General features: G+C 73.3%; 15 protein-coding genes and 1 pseudogene. 12 read left to right on the top strand and 4 right to left on the bottom strand.

The window, feature by feature from the left end; all coding sequences use genetic code 11:
* Together ACLQ26_RS18090 and ACLQ26_RS18095 are read right to left on the bottom strand one after the other, a co-directional pair.
* Positions 1-227 (bottom strand): helix-turn-helix domain-containing protein (locus ACLQ26_RS18090; RefSeq protein ID WP_425745515.1); only part of this gene is annotated, 227 nt, incomplete at its 3' end.
* On the bottom strand, positions 224-802 hold the full coding sequence (locus ACLQ26_RS18095) for an IS607 family transposase (RefSeq protein ID WP_425745818.1): 579 nt from the start codon (positions 800-802) through the stop codon (positions 224-226). The genes ACLQ26_RS18090 and ACLQ26_RS18095, both read right to left, overlap by 4 nt.
* Positions 803-861: 59 nt before the next feature.
* Here ACLQ26_RS18095 and ACLQ26_RS18100 point away from each other — a divergent pair.
* From ACLQ26_RS18100 to ACLQ26_RS18130, 7 genes and pseudogenes are all read left to right on the top strand, one after another.
* A pseudogene (locus ACLQ26_RS18100) lies at positions 862-1,035 on the top strand (maleylpyruvate isomerase N-terminal domain-containing protein); the annotation flags it as partial.
* A complete protein-coding gene (locus ACLQ26_RS18105; protein WP_425745819.1) occupies positions 1,012-1,431 on the top strand; it encodes a hypothetical protein in 420 nt (139 codons plus the stop codon). The pseudogene ACLQ26_RS18100 and the gene ACLQ26_RS18105, both read left to right, overlap by 24 nt.
* A gap of 109 nt (positions 1,432-1,540) precedes the next feature.
* A complete protein-coding gene (locus tag ACLQ26_RS18110; RefSeq protein WP_425745516.1) occupies positions 1,541-2,914 on the top strand; it encodes a hypothetical protein in 1,374 nt (457 codons plus the stop codon).
* A 42-nt stretch (positions 2,915-2,956) separates the two neighbouring features.
* Positions 2,957-4,183, top strand: a complete 1,227-nt coding sequence (locus ACLQ26_RS18115) for an AAA family ATPase (RefSeq protein ID WP_425745517.1) — start codon at positions 2,957-2,959, stop codon at positions 4,181-4,183.
* Entirely contained in the window at positions 4,180-5,418 is a 1,239-nt protein-coding gene (locus tag ACLQ26_RS18120) for a DUF2201 family putative metallopeptidase (protein WP_425745518.1), read from the top strand. Before ACLQ26_RS18115 ends, ACLQ26_RS18120 begins: the two co-directional genes overlap by 4 nt.
* A 66-nt stretch (positions 5,419-5,484) precedes the next feature.
* Positions 5,485-6,351: a hypothetical protein gene (locus tag ACLQ26_RS18125; RefSeq protein WP_425745519.1), complete on the top strand. Its 867-nt coding sequence runs from the start codon at positions 5,485-5,487 to the stop codon at positions 6,349-6,351.
* 119 nt (positions 6,352-6,470) lie between these two features.
* Positions 6,471-7,871, top strand: a complete 1,401-nt coding sequence (locus ACLQ26_RS18130; RefSeq protein WP_425745520.1) for a cellulase family glycosylhydrolase — start codon at positions 6,471-6,473, stop codon at positions 7,869-7,871.
* A 181-nt stretch (positions 7,872-8,052) separates the two neighbouring features.
* On the opposite strand, the gene ACLQ26_RS18135 is transcribed toward ACLQ26_RS18130, so the two are convergent.
* Complete coding sequence (locus tag ACLQ26_RS18135) at positions 8,053-8,997, bottom strand: GlxA family transcriptional regulator (RefSeq protein ID WP_425745521.1); 945 nt, start codon at positions 8,995-8,997, stop codon at positions 8,053-8,055.
* 52 nt (positions 8,998-9,049) lie between these two features.
* Between ACLQ26_RS18135 and ACLQ26_RS18140 the strand changes: the two genes are divergently transcribed.
* Complete coding sequence (locus ACLQ26_RS18140) at positions 9,050-9,619, top strand: DJ-1/PfpI family protein (RefSeq protein ID WP_425745522.1); 570 nt, start codon at positions 9,050-9,052, stop codon at positions 9,617-9,619.
* A 10-nt stretch (positions 9,620-9,629) separates the two neighbouring features.
* Here ACLQ26_RS18140 and ACLQ26_RS18145 read toward each other — a convergent pair whose 3' ends face one another.
* Positions 9,630-9,851, bottom strand: coding sequence for a hypothetical protein (locus ACLQ26_RS18145; RefSeq protein ID WP_425745523.1), 222 nt, complete (start codon positions 9,849-9,851; stop codon positions 9,630-9,632).
* Between the two features lie 221 nt (positions 9,852-10,072).
* Here ACLQ26_RS18145 and ACLQ26_RS18150 point away from each other — a divergent pair, with 221 nt between their 5' ends.
* The 4 genes from ACLQ26_RS18150 to ACLQ26_RS18165 all read left to right on the top strand — a co-directional run bounded on the left by ACLQ26_RS18150 (position 10,073) and on the right by ACLQ26_RS18165 (position 17,045).
* Positions 10,073-12,739, top strand: coding sequence for a glutamate--cysteine ligase (locus ACLQ26_RS18150; protein WP_425745524.1), 2,667 nt, complete (start codon positions 10,073-10,075; stop codon positions 12,737-12,739).
* A 98-nt stretch (positions 12,740-12,837) separates the two neighbouring features.
* Complete coding sequence (locus tag ACLQ26_RS18155; protein WP_425745525.1) at positions 12,838-14,616, top strand: N-acetylglutaminylglutamine amidotransferase; 1,779 nt, start codon at positions 12,838-12,840, stop codon at positions 14,614-14,616.
* Positions 14,617-16,461, top strand: a complete 1,845-nt coding sequence (locus ACLQ26_RS18160; RefSeq protein ID WP_425745526.1) for a S9 family peptidase — start codon at positions 14,617-14,619, stop codon at positions 16,459-16,461.
* A gap of 17 nt (positions 16,462-16,478) precedes the next feature.
* Positions 16,479-17,045 carry a hypothetical protein gene (locus tag ACLQ26_RS18165; protein ID WP_425745527.1) on the top strand — a complete coding sequence of 189 codons (567 nt, stop codon included), beginning with the start codon at positions 16,479-16,481 and terminating at the stop codon, positions 17,043-17,045.
* The last annotated feature ends 63 nt before the right edge of the window (positions 17,046-17,108 follow it).

The raw sequence follows: 17,108 nt of genomic DNA on the forward strand, positions 1-17,108 counted from the left end.
GCGTTCCACGCCTTGCGCAACCCAGCGAGGGACCATGACAGCGACGGCGTCAACGCCTCGTGCGCCACGCCGTAGGATCGCTCGGCGCTCCGCTGGTCCATGACCGCCTTGACCTTCGCCAGTGCCCAGTTATGCGCGACCCGGGCCGCCCCGGCATGCGCGAACACGTCACGTTCCTGGCCCGGGGTGAGGTCGAGGGCGAACCGGTACGCCTGGATCGTCTTCACACCGGAGCCTCGGTGGCGGCTTCGACTGCGCGGCGGGCGCGGTTCACGGCGGCGCGACGACCATACAGGCGGGCGCACAGCGAGGTCAGGATCTCGGTGACGTCGCGGACCAGGTCGTCATCGACCTCAGCCGGGTCGACCACCAGCAGACGCCGGCCTTGCGCGGCCAGCGCGGCTTCAACGTACTCAGCACCGAAGCGGGCGAACCGGTCGCGGTGCTCGACCACGATGGTTGACACATCCGGGTCGCGGAGCACGGCCAGGAACTCCTTACGGTGCCCGTTCACCGCGGACCCGACCTCGGTGACTACCCGGTCCACGCCGAGCTTCTGACCGGTGGCCCACACGGTCACCCGGGCGACCTGACGGTCCAGATCCGCCTTCTGATCGGCTGACGACACCCGGGCGTACACCACGGTCTGCCCGGCCTCGGCCGCCGTTGCGGTGACCGGATCTCCAACCATGATCAGGCGGCCGATCCGGTAGGTGGGAATGGGTAGCGTCCCAGACTCGTAACGCCGACGTGCCGTCGCGTACGAGATCCCCGTGGCCGCCGCCCATTCCTTCAAGTTCACAACACCGACTATAGCCCACCAGTGAGCGCTACTGACGACCGACACGCCAGCAGACGACTACCCCGGCTGAGCTGGCGTCCGAGGCGCCGCTGGCGCTGCTCGACCGCGCGTACGCCGAGCTGCGCTCCGAGTTCGCCACGCACGACCCGCAGGACCCGGCCGCCTCCTGGTATGCGCCGGGCCGGTCCGTCGGCTTCTGGATCCGCCGGATGGCGCAGGAGACCGTGATCCACCGCATCGATGCCGAGCTGGGCGTCGGAGCGCCGGTCGCGCCCGTTGCGGACGACCTCGCCGTGGACGGCGTCGACGAGCTGCTCCGTGTGTTCGTGGAGTACTCGGTGGCCGAGTGGGCCGACGCGTTCCGCGAGATCCTGGCCGGCTCACCGGGTTGGACGTTCGCCGTCCGGGCCGACGACACGGCGTGGACGGTGCGTACCGAACCTGCGGTGTTCCGCGTGACCGACGGTGTGGCCGACGCCGCCGACGTGACGGTGACCGGCCCGCCGGCGGCGATGCTGCGCTGGGCGTGGGGGCGGGAGCTGGCCGGCGAGCCGAGCGGCGTCCGCGTCGACGGGCCGGCGGAGGCGGTGGCCGAGCTGCGCCGCTGCATCGTCGCCGCCACCCAGTGAGGCGGCGCGAAGGCTCTGGCGGAGCCGGCGTTCCGGCGGTAAGCTCCGCCGCGATGATCACTTCCTCTCTTTTCAGATTGGGGGTCCGATCCGCGAACGGTGAGTGCTGATGCATTCCCGGGCCGCGAATGCGGATTCTCGACTGTCCTTCTGGCAGAGCGTGCGCGAGTTCGCCGTTCCGCCGTCCATGATCGAGCGCGCGACCGCTCGCCGCCGGGTCGGTGACTGGGCCGGGGCGTGCGCCGCGGCGCGTGTCGATGCCGACATCAACCTGCGCGCGGTCGCCGGCCGCCACGGTCGGGAGTTGGCCGCACGGGTCCGGGCCGACCTCCGTCAGCTGGCCCCGGACCTGCTGCGCTGGCACCTGCCGAGGGTCGCTCCCGACGGTCTGCTGCGTCCGGACCTGATCGTCTCGCTGTCCCGGTACGCCCCGGAGCGGCCCGACGGCGGCTCGGTGCACCTGGTTGCCCGGACTCCGCCGGCCTGGGCCGACGCCGGGCAGCGGATCAGCCTCGGGTTGTGGGACGGGTCGCGCTGCGGATCCGGCGCGCACCCTCACCCCGACCGGCGGTTCCGGCTCGACCTGCACCGACACCTGTGGGACGCGCGCCGGGCCGGTGAGCTGCGGACTCGATCCGGTGCGGACCGGCTGCCGCCCGACGCTGGACCCTCCGTCGTCCCCGACGGGTTGGGCAGGGCGGTGCCGGCATCCGGGTACGCGACGGACCGCTGGCCGGCCGAGGCGGCGCTTCTGCTCCGCGCCGAGGGGCGAGCCGGTGGAGCTGTCGCGGTGCGGCTCGGCCGCCGGCGGTTACTGGTCCTCACGGTGACCCCGGACGGGGACCACGGGCCACCTCCGGTCCGCGTCTCAAGAGCGGGCGGGGCCGGGCTTCCGGTGCTGCCCGACGCGGCGACCTGGGTGCCGCCCGACCTGGCGCTGCTGCGTGCCGGGCTGATCGAGGCCGACCGGCTGCATCCCCTGGTCGCGTCGGCGCTCGTGCCCGAGCATCAGGTGTCGACCGGCCCCACCGCACCGAAGCACGCCGAACTGCCGCGCCTGGTGCCGTGCCGAGGTGCCCTGCATCGCATCGGCCTGGTCGGGGGCGTGCTCGCGGCACTGGACCACGACCCGGCAGAGATCCGCCGGGAGGAGTTGCTGGCCGCGCTCACCGGGACACCGCTGCCCTGTCTGCGGGCGATCGACGAGGCGCACCGACAGCCGGAGTGCCTGCCCGACGTGCGGGCCCGCCTGGACCACGGGGACACCGCCGGCGCGCTGGACACCGTCGAGGCCCTGCTCGGCCCCGAGGCGCTTCTGCGCGACGGATCCCTGCGTGACGAACTCGAAACCGCCGCGCAGCGGCGGATAACCCACGGCCTGTTCCGGGCCGGCCTGATCGGGGCCGGGCCGGGCCCCACGGCACCGGAACCTCGCCGCTCGGGCAAGCGACGCCAGCGCTCGCGGCACGCGACAAACCGCTGACCGCGGAACGCCCCCACTTCACCCACCACGAACCCAAAGGTGATGACAATGCCTGCAACCAGTCCTCAGCTCGACGTCGCCCGCGACCTGCTCGCTCTGCTCGACGCGACCACCACCGAACCGCGCCCCGACACCCAGTTGGCGGCCCTGACCCTGACCGTGGCCGCCGACCTGCCCGTACTCCTCTGGGGTGAGCCCGGCATCGGCAAGACGGCGGCCCTGACCCACCTGGCCACCACCCTGGACCTGCCACTGACCACGGTCGTCGCCAGCGTCCACGAGCCGTCCGACTTCTCGGGGCTACCGATCATCGGCGCCGACCCCGCGAACCACGGTGTTCCGATGGCCCCACCGGACTGGGCCGTACGCCTGGTCCGGGCCGGGCGAGGGCTGCTGTTCCTCGACGAGTTGTCCACCGCCCCGCCGGCCGTTCAGGCAGCCCTGTTGCGCCTCGTGCTGGAGCGCCGCGTCGGTGCCCTGCGGCTGCCGCCCGGCGTACGGATCGTCGCCGCCGCCAATCCGCGGTCGTCGGCGGCCGACGGATGGGAGCTGAGCCCACCGCTGGCCAACCGCTTCGTCCACCTTCGGTGGATCCACGACCACGAGGTCGTCGTCCGGGGACTGGGCGGCACGTGGCCCCGGGCGGCACTGCCCCGGCTCGACCCGGAGCAGCTGCCGGAGGCCGTCGCCTTCGCCCGCCGCGCCGTGTGTGGCCTGCTGACGGTCCGCCCAGATCTCGTGCACCGGCTGCCCACCACGGACGCCGCTCGGGGCGGGCCGTGGCCGTCGCCCCGCAGCTGGGAGATGGCGCTGCGGTTGACCGCCTTCGCGACCGCCGCCGGCGTCTCCCGCGAGGTGCTGTCCCTGCTGGTGCGGGGCACCGTGGGCGACGGCCCAGGGCTGGAGCTGCTGGCCAGCATGGACCGGATGGACCTGCCCGACCCGGAGGACCTGCTGGCCGACCCGGCGGCGGCCGTCCTGCCCGAACGGGGCGATCTGCGCCAGGCGGTGCTGGACGCCGTCGTGGCGGCGGTCCGCAACCGCCCGGAGCGGCCGCGGTGGGACGCGGCGTGGGCCCTGCTGGCCCGGGCCGTCGAGACCGGAGCGCCGGATCTGGTCGTGGTGCCCGCGACCACTCTCGCCACTCTGCGCCGGGAGGACTGGGACGTCCCCGACACGATCGAGCGCCTCGGCGGGGCGGTGTCGCTGTCCCGGCGGGCCGACCAGGCGACGGCCCGCGTCGCGGCCGCCGCCGGGGTGCGACGGTGAACGCTCCGAACGCGACGACGCTGGACGCCGACAAGCTGTACGCGGCCCGACTGCACGCCGCCCGCGTCCGGCCCTACCTGGCGACGGCGTTGTTCGCCCTGCACCCCGTGGCGTCCCGGCAGGTGCCGACGATGGCCGTGGACCGGCACTGGCGCTGCTACGTCTCGCCGGCGTTCGTGGACCGCACCCCGTTGGAGGAACTGGCCGGGGTGTGGGTGCACGAGGTGTCGCATCTGCTGCGCGACCACCACGGCCGGGGTGACCGGGTCGCCCGGGAACGAGGGCTGAGCGGCCCGGGGGAGCGCCTGCGGATGAACATCGCCGCGGACTGCGAGATCAACGACGACGTGTTCGGTGACGGGCTGGCGACGCCCGAGGGTGCCGTCGAGCCGGCGTCGTTGGGCCTCGCCCCGGGGGAGTTGATGGAGGACTACCTGCGTCAGTTCGGGCTCGGCCCGCGTACCCAGGATCTGGTCTGGTTGGACTGCGGCAGCGGCGCGGACGGGCTGGCGCGGGAGTGGGACCTGGGGCCGGACGGCGCGCACGGCCTCAGCGCGCAGGAGCGCGACGCGGTCCGGTTCCGGGTGGCGGAGGGCATCACCGGGCACCCGGGGTCCGTACCCCGGGGATGGCGGCGGTGGGCGGAGGAGGCATTCCATCCCCCGCAGCCGTGGCGGGACCTGCTGGGCGCGGCGATCCGTTCGGCGGCGGTGGCCGCCGGGGTGGGCGCCGACCACACCTACGGCCGACCGTCGCGGCGATCCGCGAGCCTGCCCGGTGTGATTCTGCCCAGCCTGCGCCGCCGACCTCCGACGGTCTGCGTCATCGTCGACACGTCCGGGTCGGTCAGTGACGCCGAGTTGGGCAGCGCGCTGCTCGAGGTGGCGGCGATCTGCCGGGCGGTGGGCGGCCGGCGTGACCTGGTGAGCGTGTTGCCCTGCGATGCGGCGGCCCAGATCGTGCACTCCCTGTGCCGGGCGGAGGAGATCCCACTGATCGGCGGTGGCGGCACGGATCTGCGTACGGGCTTCGCCCGCGCGCTTCGGGCACGACCCTGCCCGGACGTCATCGTGGCGCTTACCGACGGGCAGACGCCCTGGCCGACCGCTCGTCCGGCGGCCCGGACGGTCGTCGGCCTGTTTCCCCGACGCCGCACCTCCTGGCGCGAGGAAGTGGACCAGGTACCGCGAACGCCACCGGCCTGGGCGCGAGTGGTGACCATCGGGCGCGCCTAGAATCGATTGACCTCACTGCTTCGGTGGTGTGGGGCTGGGGGGTTACCACGAAGGGCGGTGCGGACGATGGGACCGGACGAGCGGCGACGGTTGTTCGAGCAGGCACGGGAGCGCGCGACGCGACAGGACACCTGGGCGGAGGCCGACCGGCTGTGGGTCCGGGTGATCGAGGCGTACCGGGAGGCCGTGCCGGGTCCGGGTCGGGTGGCGCTGCAGGACCAGCAGCAGTTGGCCCGGGCGCTGTGGCGGCACAGCATGCTGCTGTCCGCGCTCGGCAGGGCCGCCGACGGGATGGCTCCCGGCGGTGAGGCGGTGGTCGTCTTCGAGCGGGCGTACGACGCCGTGGCGGCCGAGGGTGGAAACGTGGCGGCCGCGCCCCGGGACGACGCCCTCGCCGAGTGGATCACCGCACTGGTGGACCTGGCCGAGGTCTCGTTCGCCGCCGGTCAGCCCGCCACGCGGCGGGATCTGCTGGAACGGGCCGTGACGGTGGGCCTGACCTCTGCCGGGAATCCGCCGTCCGCCGGGCCCCGCACCCGGGAGGCCATGGGCACGGCCTACCACAACCAGGCGACGGCGCTGCTGCACCGGCACCTCACCCGGCCGTCGTCGGGCGACGGCGTCCAGGAGGCCGCGCTGGCGGCGTCGCGGGCCTGCGAGCTGCGGCAGGGACTGCTCGACCTGGCGCGTCCGCTGACCTTCTGGGAGATGGCCAACACCTACGGGGTGTACGCCCAGTGCCTGATCCTGATCGGCGACCTCGACCGGGCGGCCACGGTGCTGGCGATGGGCAACCGCTTCGTGGAGACGCTGGGGCCGGCCGCCGAGGAGCCCGCCCAGAAGCTGCGGACGGCGGCCGAGATGCTGGCCCGGGAGAAGGGTGGGTCGGGGCGGGCGACCGGCTCGCGCCGTTGGGGCTGGCGGCGGGGGTGACCTGCTGATCGGCCCGCATCCGCCCGTCCCAGCTTGCATGACATCGTCGTTGATCGATACTGTGCGTGCAGGCGCCGCCCCGCCGCAGACCACCACCGTCGATCCGAAGCGGGTTCCGCATGCGCACACTGAGACTTGTCACGTCGCTGGCCGTCGCCGGCCTGCTCGCCGGCACGGTGGCCATGATCGCCACGCCGGCCAGCGCGGCAACTGCCGCGTTCTCCGTGACGAACAGCTGGGGCAGTGGCTATCAGGGCCAGGTCACGGTCACCAACGACACCTCCGCGCCGATCAGCAGTTGGCGGGTCGAGTTCGACCTGCCGGCCGGGTCGACCATCAGCCAGTCGTGGAACGCCCAGCAGGTGACCTCGGGCAGCCACTACACGTTCAGCAACGTGTCGTGGAACGGCGCACTCGGCGCCGGCGCGTCGACGTCGTTCGGCTTCCTGGTCAACGGCTCCAGCACTCCGGTGAACTGCACAGTCAACGGCATCAGCGTGTCCTGCACCGGCGGCACGCCGCCCACGACCCCACCGCCGACCACCCCGCCGCCGACGACCCCGCCGCCCACGACTCCGCCACCTACGACTCCGCCACCCACGACCCCGCCGCCGACGACCGGGACGCCTGTGCAGCGGTACGGGCAGCTACGGGTCTGCGGCACGACGATGTGCGACAGGTCCGGGGCGCGGGTGCAACTGCGCGGCGTCAGCAGCATGTGGCTCAACTGGGAGACCGCGCCCTACGCCGAGAACCTGTCCGCGCTGACCTGGATGCGCGACAACTGGAACCTCCAGGTGATTCGCGCGGCGATGGGCGTGGAGCCCGCCGGGGCGTACCTGAGCGATCCGGGCAGGGCGCGGGCGCAGGTGGAGACCATCATCAACAACGCCGTCACCGCCGGGGTGTACGTGATCGTCGACTGGCACGCGCACGAGGCGCAGAACAACCAGTCCCAGGCGGTGGCGTTCTTCGGCGACCTGGCACGCCGCTACGGTCACCTGCCCAACGTCATCTGGGAGACGTGGAACGAGCCGTTGCAGTTCAGCTGGACCGGAGTCATCAAGCCGTACCACCAGGCGGTCGTGTCCGCGATCCGCGCCGCCGACCCGGACAACATCGTCGTCCTCGGAACGCCGACCTGGTCGCAGGACGTGGACGCCGCGGCGGCAAGCCCCGTCTCCGGCACCAACCTCATGTACACGCTGCACTTCTACTCGTGCACCCACGGCGCGTCACTGCGCGCCAAGGGTGACGCGGCGATCCGGGCCGGCCTGGCGCTGTTCGTCACCGAGTGGGGTGCCAGCAACGCCGACGGCGGCCTCGACGGCCGGGCCTGTCTGTCGGAGGCACAGTCCTGGATCGACTGGATGAAGGCGAACGGCATCTCCTGGACGGCGTGGAAGCTCGACGTCGGCACCGACACCACCAACCTGCTCAACCCCGGCGCGCCGGTGACCGGCGGATGGAACAACTACCTGCACGGCCACGCGCCGTTCGTGGTCGCCAACATGAGGTAACCCGGATCGCCGATGTCGGGGTGTCCAGTTGGCCGGGACACCCCGACATCGCCGATCCCGTGTCGATCACCCACGCGCAGCCCTCGCCGGGGCGGTCACTTCCGTAGGCGATATACCTCTCAGTCATATTCATACCTCTGAGGTATATCGCTCTCGATCAGATCCGACCCCGAGCGTCAGTTCAGGGTGTGAAGGCTCGCCGGTACGCGGTAGGGGTGGTGGCGAAGGCCCGCTGGAAGTGCGCACGCAGGTTGGTGGCCGTGCCCAACCCGGTTCGCCGAGCGATCTCGTCGACGCTGATCCCGCCGTCTTCGAGCAGCCTGCAGGCGGCGCGCAACCGTTGCTGGATCAGCCAGGCTCGCGGGCTCGTCTGGAACCGGTTCCGGAAGGCGCGGTGCAACGTCCGAGTGGACATCACCGCCTGCCGGGACAGGTCCGCGACGGTGATCGGGCGATGCAGGTTGTCGCTCGCCCAGGCGGTGACCACAGCCAGCTCGTCGTCCTCAACCGCCACGCCGGCCGGGATGAACTGCGCCTGGCCGCCCGCTCGGTGCAGTGGGGTGACCAGGTGACGGGCGCGCTCGATGGCGACCGCCTGCCCGTGGTCGCGGCCGACGAGGTAGAGGCACATGTCGAGGCCCGCGGCGAGCCCGGCGCTGGTGATCACCTGGCCCTCGTCGACGTACAGCGCAGTGGCGTCCACGTGCACCAGGGGGTGTTCGCGGGCGAGCGCCTCGGCGTGCGCCCAGTGGGTGGTCGCACGGCGGCCGTCGAGCAGTCCGGCCTGAGCCAGCGCGAACGCCCCGGTGCAGATCGACGCGATGCGCGCGCCCCGACGGTGTGCCAGCCGCAGCGCGTGGAGAGCGCGCGCCGGTGCCGGACCGCGGCGGAATCCGGGCACGATCACGGTGTCGGCAGCACCGAGGGCGTCGAGCGTCGTGGCGACGGTCAGGTTCAGGCCCTCGGTGGTGGTGCGGACCTGACCACCGTCCAGTGCGGACACGGTCATCGCGTACCGGCCGTGACCCTCGTGGCCGAAGACGTGCGTCGCGATGGTCAGGTCGAAGGCGACGACGCGGGGTAGGGCGAGGACGACGACCCGATGCGTGGCGGAACTCTTACGCATGATGGCAATGATGCCACTCGTGACCCTCCGGTCGACGGGAGATCCTGGCCGGGTGCGAATTGAGATAGTGGTGTTCGACGGCTTCGACGAGCTGGATGTCATCGGGCCTTTCGAGGTGCTGGCGATCGCCGGGTTCGACGTGGGCCTGGTCGCCGTCGAGCGGCCAGGGCCTGTCACCAGCATGCGTGGGGTGCAGCTCCAGGTCCCCGAGGTGCTGGGCCAGGCCGACGGCGTGATCGTCCCCGGTGGCGGATGGCTGAACCGGGCCGCCGAGGGCACCTGGGCGCAGGCACAGCGCGGCGTTCTTCCGGCGAAGCTGGCCGCGCTCGCGCCATCGACACGGTGGACGGCATCGGTGTGCACCGGCGCGCTGCTCCTCGCGGCCGCCGGCCTGCTGACCGGCCGGCGGGCGACCACCAACCGCGAGGCGTACGACGAACTGCGCGCCTACGACGTGACAGTCCTCGACGAGCGCGTGGTCGACGACGGCGACCGCGTCACGGCGGGCGCGCTCGCGGCCGGGCTCGACCTGGGACTGTGGCTCACCGAACGGGAACTCGGCGCCGCCACCGCCAAGCGGGTCGCCACGACCATCGAGTACGCGCGGACCCCGCCCCGGTAGCCGGGTTCGGTCAGCGTGAGCGTGGCGTGGGCGGCCGGGACGTGTCGGTCGGGAAGTCGATCCGCATGACCACCCGACGCAGCGTGGGGTGGCTGACCTCGGTGAACCCGGCCTCCTCGAAGACCTGCCGAACCCCGACGTGCGCCTCGCCCCAGGTGATCTGCTTGCCGGCCTCGGCGAGCATCGGGTACGCCTCCAGCGCCCGGGCGCCACGCTCCCGCGCGAAGCCCACCGCGGCGCGGGCCAGGGGATAGGTCAGGCCGCGACCCCGGTAGCCCGATTCTGCCTCGGTCGAGGTTCAAGTGTCCGAAGGGGATCAGCGGCACGCCTGATCGCTGGCTGCCCCCGGGGCAGAACGGAGCGTCACCTTAACGCGCCGGAAACACCCCCGGTACCAAGCCTGGGAACGCTCGTCGGACAGTCGAGACCACCGACACGCGAACCGGGGTGACCATGGTCGACAACACCACGAACGCGGCCACGTTCGACGGGCCGGTGGGCCGGTCCAACAACGGCCGGGCCGTGCCCACGCCCCGTCCCGCCCTGGCGACGGCGCTGCACGACGATCCGGCCGACCTCGCCACCATCGGCGTCGAGGAGGAGTTCCACGTCGTCGACCTGCACACCCGGGAGCTGGTGCCCCGGGCCGGGGAGCTGCTCGATCGGCTGCCGGCCACGTCGTTCACCGCCGAGCTGCACCGCAGCGTGGTGGAGACCAACACCGCGGTCTGCCGCACCCTGGACGAGATCCGCGCCGAGCTGACCCGGCTGCGTCAGTCGGCGGTGCAGGTCGCCGACCGGGCCGGGCTGGGCATCGTGGCGGCCGGTACGGTGCCGCTGCGCGCCGACGGCGACCCGAGCGTCACTCCCACCTCGCGCTACCGCCGGATGCTCGACGAGTACCAGATGCTCGCCCGGGAGCAGTTGATCTGCGGCGCGCAGGTGCACGTGGGCGTCTCCGACCGGGACCTGGCGGTGGCCGTGACCAGGCGGGTCCAGCCGTGGCTGCCGGTGCTGCTCGCCCTGTCCACCAGCTCGCCGTACTGGATGGGTCAGGACAGCGGCTATGCCAGCGTCCGCTCGCTGGTCTGGCAGCGCTGGCCCACGGCCGGTGACCCGGGCGAGGTGACAAGCGCCGCCGACCACGAGGCGCTTGTCGCCGAGCTGATCTCCTCGGAGACCATCACCGATCCGGCCATGATCTACTTCGATGTCCGGCCGTCGGCGCACGTGCCCACAGTGGAGCTGCGCATCACCGACGCCAACGCCGACGTGGAGACCATCGTCCTGCTCACCGGCCTGTTCCGGGCGTTGGTGCGCCGGGAGGTCGCCGCCCTGCGCGCCGGGGTCGAGCGCACCGCCGTCCGGCCGCCGGTGCTGCGTGCCGCCGTGTGGCGGGCCGCCCGCTCCGGGCTGGAGGGGGACCTGCTCGACCTGCCCCGCTCGGCCCGGCCGGTGCCGGCCGCCGAGGCGGTACGCCGCCTGGTGACCGATTTGCGCCCGCAGTTGGAGGCGACAGGCGACTGGGAGCAGGTCAGCGAGCTGACCCGATACGCGCTGGAACGCGGCAGCTCCGCCGCGCGGCAGCGGCGGGCGTACGAGCGGCGGGGCCGGTTGGCCGACGTGGTCGACCTGCTGCTCGACGAGACCCGTGGCCGGGTTCGTCCCTCTCTGCCCGTTATGTCGCCGCCGCCCGCGCTGTCCACGTACACCGACGCCGGCGACGAGGTCTTCGGCCCGGACGGGCCGGAGCCGGCGTTCCGTCCGCTGCTCGCCGCCCTGCGCACCCTCGGCGCCGCCGGCCTGCGGCAGCGCGAGCACGACCGGGACGAGGAGCAGCGCGCCCGGGGCGTGACCTTCAGCGTGGCCGGCGAGGCCAGCACCCGGCTCTTCCCTGTCGACCTGGTGCCCCGGGTCGTGCCCGCCGACGACTGGCGGACGCTGCGGACCGGCCTGGTGCAGCGCGCCCGCGCGCTCGACGCGTTCCTGCGCGACGTGTACGCCGACCGGGCGGTGGTGGCCGACGGGGTCGTGCCGGCCTGGGTGGTGGAGTCCTCACCGGGGCTGCGCCCGACCGGGGCGCTGATGGGCCGGCGCGGCACACGCGCCCAGGTGTCCGGAACCGATCTCGTCCGCGACCCGGACGGCGGCTGGTACGTGCTGGAGGACAACCTGCGGGTGCCCTCCGGGATCGGCTACGCCGTGCAGAACCGCCGGCTCACCCAGGCGGTGCTGCCGGAGCTGCCGGTGCCCGACGACCTGCTGCCCGCCGACGAGACGCCCGCGATGCTGTACCGGGCGCTACTCGCCGCCGCGCCCGCCGCCGCCGACGACCCCGCCGTGGTGGTGCTCAGCAGCGGCCCGGGCGACCCGGCCTGGTTCGAGCACCGGCTGCTCGCCGACGAGATGGGCGTGCCGCTGACCGAGAGCAGCGACCTGCTGGTGTCCGACGGCCGCGTCCACCTGGTCCGGGAGGGTCGCCGCAGCCAGGTCGACGTGCTCTACCTGCGGATGGACGAGGAGGCGTTGCTGCACGCCCCGGGCGCCGACGGCGTGCCGCTGGGCTGGCCGCTGCTGGCGGCGGTGCACGCCGGGCGGCTCACGCTCGCCAACGCGCTGGGCAACGGCGTGGGCGACGACAAGGCGCTGTACGCGTACGTGCCGCGGCTCATCGAGTACTACCTGGGGGAGAAGGCGCTGCTCGGCGACGTGCCGACGTACCTGTGCGGGCTGCCCGAGCAGCGTGCCGAGGTGCTGGGCCGGCTCGACGAGCTGGTGCTCAAGCCGGTCGACGGGTACGGCGGGGACCGGGTGGTGATCGGCCCCCGCGCCGAGGCGGAGGAGTTGGACGCCGTCCGGGAGCAGATCCTCGCCGCCCCGCACCGGTGGATCGCCCAGGAGGTGGTGGCGCTGACCACCCACCCGGTCTTCGACGGTACGGCCCTCGCGCCGCGCCACGTTGACCTGCGCGCGTTCGTGTTCCTCGGCGAGACTGCGGAGGTGGCGCCGGTGGCGCTGACCCGTGTCGCGCCGGCCGGCAGCATGATCGTCAACTCGTCGCGGGGCGGTGGGTCGAAGGACACCTGGCTGCTCGGCGGAGCCGATCAGTCCCCGGTGTAACTCACGCTTGACCTAGTTGTCATCGGGACGCAACCCGGTCCGCCAAGCCTGGACCGGTCAGCGGCCCGAGCGGACCGAGCCGATGAGAGGTGTGTGCCATGTGCGGTATCGGAGGCGAGTTCCGCCTCGACGGGGCGCCACCGGACCTGGCGGCGGTGCAGCGGATGCTCCCCGTCCTGTCCTCCCGGGGCCCGGACGGTGAGGGGAGCTGGCAGCACGGCCCGGCGGCGCTTGTGCACCGCAGGCTGCGCATCATCGACCTGTCCGACACCGGCGCCCAGCCGATGGTCGACCCCGAGCTGGGCCTCGCCCTGGTCTTCAACGGCTGCATCTACAACTACCGGGAGCTGCGTGACGAGCTGACCGCCGCCGGCTACTCCTTCCGGTCCACCTCGGACACGGAGGTGATCCTCAAGGCGTACCACAGGTGGGGGACTGCCTGCGTCGAGCGCTTCTACGGCATGTTCGCGTTCGCCCTGGTCGAGCTGGCCACGCACACGCTGGTGCTGGCGCGCGACAGGCTCGGCATCAAGCCGCTCTACCTGGCCGAGACGCCGGGCCGGATCCGCTTCGCGTCGACCCTGCCGGCGCTGCTCGCCGCCGGTGACGTGGACACCGACCTCGACCCGGTGGCCCTGCACCACTACATGAGCTTCCACTCGGTGGTGCCGCCGCCGCGCACCATCCTGGCCGGCGTCCGCAAGTTGCCCCCGGCCACCGTACGCGTCGTCACCGCCGACGGCCGCAGCACCGACACCGTCTACTGGCGGCCGGAGTTCACCCGTGCCGCCGCGCCGGCCATGTCCCCGCAGGAGTGGCAGGAACGGATCATGGCGGCGCTGCGCACCGCCGTACGCCGCCGGATGGTCGCCGACGTGCCGGTCGGCGTGCTGCTCTCCGGCGGCCTCGACTCCAGCCTGATCGTCGCCCTGCTCGCCGAGGAGGGCCAGACCGGGCTGGCCACCTTCAGCATCGGCTTCGAGGCGGCGGCGGGGGAGAGCGGCGACGAGTTCCACTACTCCGACCTGGTGGCCCGCGAGTACGACACCGACCACCACCAGATCCGTATCGGCGCGGCCCGGTTCGTGCCGGCGGTGCACGAGGCCATCGCGGCGATGAGCGAGCCGATGGTCAGCCACGACTGCGTCGCGTTCCACCTGCTCTCCGAGGAGGTGTCGCAGCGCATCACAGTGGTGCAGTCCGGCCAGGGCGCCGACGAGATCTTCGCCGGCTACGACTGGTACCCGCCGATGGCGAACGTGGCCCGCGCGGACGCCGTCGAGGCGTACGCCCGGGTGTTCTTCGATCGTCGGCACGACGCGCTCGCCGGGCACCTGGCGCCGGAGTGGATGCTCGACCACGACGCGAGCCTGGAGTTCGTCACCGCCCACTTCGGCGCGGCGGGCGCGGACACCGCGCTCGACGCGGCGCTGCGCCAGGACAGCCTGGTGATGCTCGTCGACGACCCGGTCAAGCGGGTCGACAACATGACGATGGCGTGGGGGTTGGAGGCCCGGGTGCCGTTCCTCGACCACGAGGTCGTCGAGCTGGCCGCCGCCTGCCCACCGGCGCTCAAGCTGGCCCAGGGCGGCAAGGGCGTGCTGAAGGCCGCGAGTCGGGGCATCGTGCCCGACGAGGTGATCGACAGGCCGAAGGGCTACTTCCCGGTGCCCGCCATCCGGCACCTGTCCGGCCCTCTGCTCGACGACGTGCGGGACGCGCTTACCGCCCGCCCGGCGCGCGAGCGCGGTCTGTTCCGCAAGGACTACCTGGAGGAGTTGTTGGACGCGCCGAACGCCCGGCGGACCACGTTGGGCTCCAACGCGCTCTGGCAGCTCGGGCTGCTGGAGCTCTGGTTGCAGCGGATCGGGGTTTAGATGAGCGTACGGACGCAGGCGCCACTTACCACCCGCCTGGCCCACCTGACCGCGCACCGGCCGGTGCCGCCGCTGCCGGCCGGCGAGGACTTCGCGCCCGCGCCGTCGCCGGACGGCCGACGGGTGGCGTACCTGTCGGACCGGGCCGGCACCCCGGCCGTCTGGGTACGCGACGTCGGTGCCGCCGAGGCCGTCGCGCTGCCCAGCGGCGACGAGCCGGTGCTGGCGGTCAGCTGGTCCCCGGACGGTCAGTGGCTGGCCTGCGTCGTCGCGCCGGGTGGCGCTCCCCGCACCGAGCTGTGGGTGCTGCGGCCGGACGGCACGCAGCGCCGCCAGGTCGCCGGGTTCGGCCGGCGCAGTGCGGCCCTGTCCGGTTGGCTGCCCGGCGGCGCGCTGATGGCGGTCACCGAGACCGCCGAGCGGGGCGCCGCCGTGCTCGTCGACGCCGGCACCGGGCACCGGCGGGTGCTCGCCGAGGGCGACCTGCTCACCCTCCTGGACGTCAGCCCGGACGGCGGATCCGCCCTGCTGCGGCGTGGTCCGCGCAACGCCCGCTGGCTGGAGCTGCTGGACGTGGCCACCGGCGACCGGGTACGCCTGCTGCCGGACACCGGCCGGGGCAGCACCGACCAGGGCTGGTTCGGCCCCGACGGGACGAGCGTGCTGGCGCGCACCGACGCGTTCTCGGAGCTGGCCGCGCTGGTGCGCGTCGACCTCACCCGGCCAGCGCCGACGCCGACGCGGCTCGCCGGCCGACCGGACGCCGAGCTGGAGCACGTCGCGCTGAGCGCGGACCGGCGACGCGCCGCGCTGCTGTGGAACACCTACGGTGGGCGCAGCGAGCTGAGCCTGCTCGACCTCACCAGCGGTGTGCAGCGGGCCGTCGCCGCCCCGGGTGAGGTGCTCGACGGCGTCGTCTTCGCCGCCGCCGCCGACCTGCTCTGCGTCACCGCGCAGGGGCCGGTGCAGCCCCGGGAGGTCTGGCTTGTCGATCCGGCCACCGGCACGCCGGGCCCGCTGCGGCCGGACACCGGCGCCGCGCGTACGGGCGACAGCGGTGTCGCGCCGCAGCTCGTCGACCTGCGCGCCCGCGACGGGATGCCCCTGTCCGGCTGGCTCTACCGCCCGCCCGGTCCGGGCCCCTGGCCGACGGCGATCAGCCTGCACGGCGGCCCCGAGGCGCAGGAGCGTCCCGGCTACAACGAGCTGTTCCAGGCCCTCGTGGCGCAGGGCGTCGCGGTGTTCGCGCCAAACGTGCGCGGCTCGTCCGGTTTCGGCCGCACCTTCGTGGCCGCCGACAACCTCGCCGGCCGGTACGGGGCCATCGCGGACGTGGCGGCGTGTGCCGACCACCTGGTCGACAGCGGTGTCGCGATCCCGGGCCGGCTCGGCTGCCTGGGCCGCTCCTACGGCGGCTACCTGGTCCTCGCGGTGCTGGTGAACTTCCCCGGCCTGTTCGCCTCCGGGGTGGCCGAGTGTGGCATCTCCGACTTCCGCACGTTCTACGCCGGCACCGAGCCGTGGATCGCCGCCGCCGCCGTCAGCAAGTACGGCGATCCGGTGCGCGACGCCGACCTGCTGCGGGACCTGTCGCCGATGACCCACATCGACCAGCTCGACGTGCCGGTGCTGCTGATCCACGGCGCCAACGACACGAACGTGCCGGCCGGCGAGTCGGCCCAGGTGGCGCAGGCCCTCGCCGCGCGGGACGTGCCGCACGGGCATCTCGTGCTCACCGGCGAGGGGCACGACTTCCTGGCCCGCGACAACGCCGAGACGGCGCGTACGGCCACCACCGCCTGGCTCACCCGGCACCTCGCCGTGACGGTGGCCGCCCTCGGCTGAGGCGTTATCCTGCGCCCGTGGACGTTGCGGCGCAGGGTGAGCGGCTGGCCGCCGACCTGGGCCAGTGGCTGGCCGAGCTGACATTCGTCGAGCTGGACACCGACGAGGTGACCGCGCGGATCATCGACGAGGTGGCGCGGTGGGGACAGACGCGGGGCTGGCGGGTCTACCGGCGCGCGCCAAGTGTCGTGCCGCTTCCGCCGCCGATGCAGCAGCGGCACTCCGTTCTCGACGTGGCGTGCGCCCGCCCGGACGGCCCGCCGGTGGTGATCGAGGTCGACCACACCGACCGGGCCCGTACGGTGCAGAAGCTGACAGCCGAGGCGGACGCCGGCCGGATCCCGCTCTGGGTGCGTTGGGGCGTCGGCCGCTTCACCGTGCCGCCACCGCCGGTGCGGATGGTGACAGTCGAGGTGACCCGCCGCGCCGGGCCGGCCGGGCGCGGACGCCTGCACAGCCGCACCGACGACCGGCCCGCGCCGGCGCACTCGACCGGTGGCGGCACGGCGGCACCGCAGGCGCTGCCGATTCCACTTGTCGACCCGGTTTCCGGCGCGGCCGAGGACGCGGGTAAGGGCACCTGAAGCGAATCGTAAGCGGGGGCCGGCAGTGTTCCGGGTGTCAGCAGGACACGACAGACACCCAGG

Origin of the sequence: Micromonospora sp. DT43, assembly GCF_049841645.1 — a bacterium.
GTDB lineage: Bacteria > Actinomycetota > Actinomycetes > Mycobacteriales > Micromonosporaceae > Micromonospora.